This is a genomic window from Enterococcus mediterraneensis (assembly GCF_900604485.1).
Lineage (GTDB): Bacteria > Bacillota > Bacilli > Lactobacillales > Enterococcaceae > Enterococcus_C > Enterococcus_C mediterraneensis.
On the sequence record NZ_UWOP01000003.1, the window covers coordinates 1 to 3,301 of the forward strand.

Genomic DNA, 3,301 nt, shown 5'->3' on the forward strand with positions numbered 1-3,301 from the left:
AAAGAGGTTTAAAAGAGGTTTAAAAAGAGATTATAAAAGAGGGGGGCAAAATTTCCCGCCTAAAAAAGCTCATTTTTTTAGATAAACAGGTTCGCGAATTTTGCAAAACTGCAAATAAAAAACCAAAAGACAAAAAAGGAGTGATCGCTACGCTCTCACATTTTACTTGCAGCGTTCACTTCGTTCACTCGCTAAGGGCAAAATCAAAACCGTTGTTCAAAGGCGAATTGGTTTAGTCTTAGAACGCCATATAAGGCTCTCTAAGACGGTTTTAGTGGTTTCAGGTAATTCTTGTTCATTAGGCGCCTTTCAGGCGGTCAGGGCAAGCCCTAACAACCCAAAAGCAGATTTTAGATAGCAATACAAACTAAAATACCATTTAAACGTCATATTTTGCGTTTTAAGAGGTTTTAGTGTTTATTCCGTTTAGTTGTCGGTATGATCGTTAAAACGCCTTAGAACACATTTTATGAGCTTTAAAAATGATTTGCTTTTTATTCGCACGTTTACTTTTGATTAAACTAGCGAAGTCTGTTTAATTAAAAGTAAATGTTTAGTTGAGCAAAGCGAAACCAGAAAGGAGCAAACACCATGACATTAGATTACAGAAAAACATTTGAAATCGAGATAATCAATGAATTTCAATCAGCAATTCACTCAAAAATGTTGAACTTTGTTTTAAATAATGAATTCGATAAAAGTGATTCTAAAAACCCACAAACAAACTTACTAAATCAATTATCAAACATGAATCAAATTAATTTATTTAAATTATCTCTTGAAGAACTAGAAGCCTATCATGAGTATTTACGAGCGATAAAAAAATATGCTGATAGCATCACATGAAAAATAATTTCACAATTTTCAAATAGCTTAATACTTGAAAACTGACCTTTTTTGACTAAAATAATAATTGAAAAGAAAATATAGAAAGGATTGATCGTTATGTCAAACGAGATTCAACAACGTAACTCAGACGCATATAACATGACACCTTTTAATTTTTTTGAAGACTTTAGTCGTAATTTATTCAATGATTTTAAGCCAAATTTAATCAAAACAGATATTCATGAAACTGATAATGAATATTTTGTAGAAGCTGAACTTCCTGGTATTCCTAAAGAAAACATTCAAGTTACTTACGAAAACGGAGTATTAACAATTAGTGCCCAACACCAAATTGATAAAGAAACCGAAGATAAAAAAGGAAGGTTGCTTCGTAGCGAACGTAGTTTAACAAGTGTCCGACGTCAATATTTATTAGAAAATGTTAAAGAAGACGAAATAAAGGCTTCTTATTCAGAGGGAATTCTTAAACTAACCTTGCCAAAAGATAGTAACAAAGAAATAAAAAAAGCTATTCCAATTGAGTAGTAATTAAAAAATTACGAAAAAAGGCGTCTATAAAATTTTATAGACGCCTTTTTTTCGTAAAAATAAATTATTTTTTCTTTCTCCATTCACTATCTAAAATCGAATAAATAATTTGATCTTGATAACCATACTTTTCCGATAAGTAATTATCTCTAATTATATTAATATCATTTGGTGTTGCAGCACAGAATTTCAGTCTTTCAGTTTCAAAAGCTATAGCTTGAAACATAGTACCACTCCTTTTCTATCATTTTTATATACCAAAGGGCGCACTTATACGCAGTAAAAAAATCTACCGAATTTTTTCTACGTTGTGCTAAGGGCGCACTTATACCCACCAAAATATTTTGGTGTCTATCGTGCTAAAAAAGAGTACAGATCACTCACGTGAAACTGTACTCTTTTTCCGTCAAGCGTGTTTGTTAAAATTCGCTACGCTCATGTTTCTATGCAGATAGATATTTCTTTGTAGCGAGCTTAGTAAGTGTGTACACACTTACGGTAAAAAGTAATCATCTTCCACTCGGTCACAACTAAAATTTGCATTTTAATTTGTTCCTCGTTTCAGACGATTCTTTTTATTTTTGGGGCGTTGCCCCAATCCCCATTTTTGAAAAAATCAGTGAAATTATTTTCCAAAATTTGAAAGTCCATTTAGTAAATCTTGTTTGTCTTTTTCGGAAAGTTGCGAATCACTTTTTGATTTTTTTTGTTCTGTAGGTGTCTGATTTTTTGTGTCTTGTTTTTCTTTTTTTTCTAACTCTTTGAGTTGTTCAAGTAGCTCAACTTTTCTTTTTGCTTCTAAAATTTTCTCGTCAATCGTTGTTGGTTGTTGCTCGTATTCTTTTTGTTTATCCGCTTGTGCTAACGCTCTATTTTGTTCTTCTTTGGTTGGTGCATGTTTGTTAAAGTCGTCTGCTTGCTTGATTTCCGGTTTAAACGAAAATTGATAGCCAATGACGGGCTTACCACGACCTTTTCCATATTTCTTTTTAATTGTTAAACCTTTGAAGATTGCGGTTAGTTCTTGACGGATAGGCTTAATAACTCTCTTGTCTATATCAGGTTGCTTATAGCTTTTAGGAATATCTAGCAACTCATGAAAATCTTCTTTGGAAAAATAGGCATATCCTTTGGTTCGGAATTGTTTTAACAAGCGGAACATCGTTTTAGAGTAGCTGCTTTGCAGCTCGTTGAATTGTTGGAGAGAATAACGTACCCAAGAATCTAAACCATTTAGCAAAGGCAAAGCATCTTCAAAAATTTGAATATCTACGTAGGGTTCAGGAGTATCGCCATTGATTTTGAATTTAGTAAACATTACAAACATTTCGTAGGAAAGTCCAGATTCACTTCTACGACCAAAACGCAAAGATAAGATTTTCTCGTAGGTTGTTTTTAAATCATCTACAAACCGAACGTTAGCAGTCGCTTTATAGTTACTTAAATCTTTCAGTTGGTCAAACGTAAATCGAACGGTTTTATCGCCTTTTTCACGCATTCTAGAAACAATAGAGAAGAACAGATTCATTTCAACTGGTGTGAATTTCCGTAAGGGAATCGTATTTAATTCATGATGGTACTTCACAATTTCATTTGCCATGTAATCACCTCAAAATGATTATAAATGACATAATTTAAAAGTCAAGTCATTTATAAAAAGACACTCAAACAGACAAAATGACCTTCATAAACAGACAAAATGACCTTCATAAACAGACAAAATGACCTTCATAAACAGACAAAATGACCTTCATAAAGCCCTGAATCCCTTGAGGGGCGTGGGATACAGCCGACGGTAAAGAGGTTTAAAAGAGGTTTAAAAAGAGATTATAAAAGAGGGGGGCAAAATTTCCCGCCTAAAAAAGCTCATTTTTTTAGATAAACAGGTTCGCGAATTTTGCAAAACTGCAAATAAAAAACCAAA

The 3,301-nt window shown here is 32.9% G+C and carries 4 protein-coding genes; 2 read left to right on the plus strand and 2 right to left on the minus strand.

Annotation, left to right across the window (positions count from 1 at the left end; all coding sequences use genetic code 11):
- Positions 1-591 precede the first annotated feature (591 nt).
- Both EFB00_RS13370 and EFB00_RS13375 read left to right on the plus strand, forming a co-directional pair.
- A complete protein-coding gene (locus EFB00_RS13370) occupies positions 592-846 on the plus strand; it encodes an epsilon-antitoxin (protein WP_002336587.1) in 255 nt (84 codons plus the stop codon).
- A gap of 99 nt (positions 847-945) precedes the next feature.
- Positions 946-1,374 carry an Hsp20/alpha crystallin family protein gene (locus EFB00_RS13375; protein ID WP_122647344.1) on the plus strand — a complete coding sequence of 143 codons (429 nt, stop codon included), beginning with the start codon at positions 946-948 and terminating at the stop codon, positions 1,372-1,374.
- Positions 1,375-1,441: 67 nt separating this feature from the next.
- Here the strand turns inward: EFB00_RS13375 and EFB00_RS13520 are convergent, their stop codons facing one another.
- Positions 1,442-1,603 carry a hypothetical protein gene (locus EFB00_RS13520; protein WP_002336585.1) on the minus strand — a complete coding sequence of 54 codons (162 nt, stop codon included), beginning with the start codon at positions 1,601-1,603 and terminating at the stop codon, positions 1,442-1,444.
- Positions 1,604-2,002: 399 nt separating this feature from the next.
- Positions 2,003-2,977 (minus strand): replication initiation protein, encoded by a 975-nt coding sequence (locus tag EFB00_RS13380; RefSeq protein WP_002345767.1) that lies wholly within the window; start codon positions 2,975-2,977, stop codon positions 2,003-2,005.
- Positions 2,978-3,301: the final 324 nt, after the last annotated feature.

Bases quoted from the DNA above. Each gene is read 5' to 3' on its own strand.
- EFB00_RS13370 (WP_002336587.1), top strand. From the start codon at position 592: ATGACATTAGATTACAGAAAAACATTTGAAATCGAGATAATCAATGAA.
- EFB00_RS13375 (WP_122647344.1), top strand. From the start codon at position 946: ATGTCAAACGAGATTCAACAACGTAACTCAGACGCATATAACATGACA.
- EFB00_RS13380 (WP_002345767.1), bottom strand. From the start codon at position 2,977: ATGGCAAATGAAATTGTGAAGTACCATCATGAATTAAATACGATTCCC.
- EFB00_RS13520 (WP_002336585.1), bottom strand. From the start codon at position 1,603: ATGTTTCAAGCTATAGCTTTTGAAACTGAAAGACTGAAATTCTGTGCT.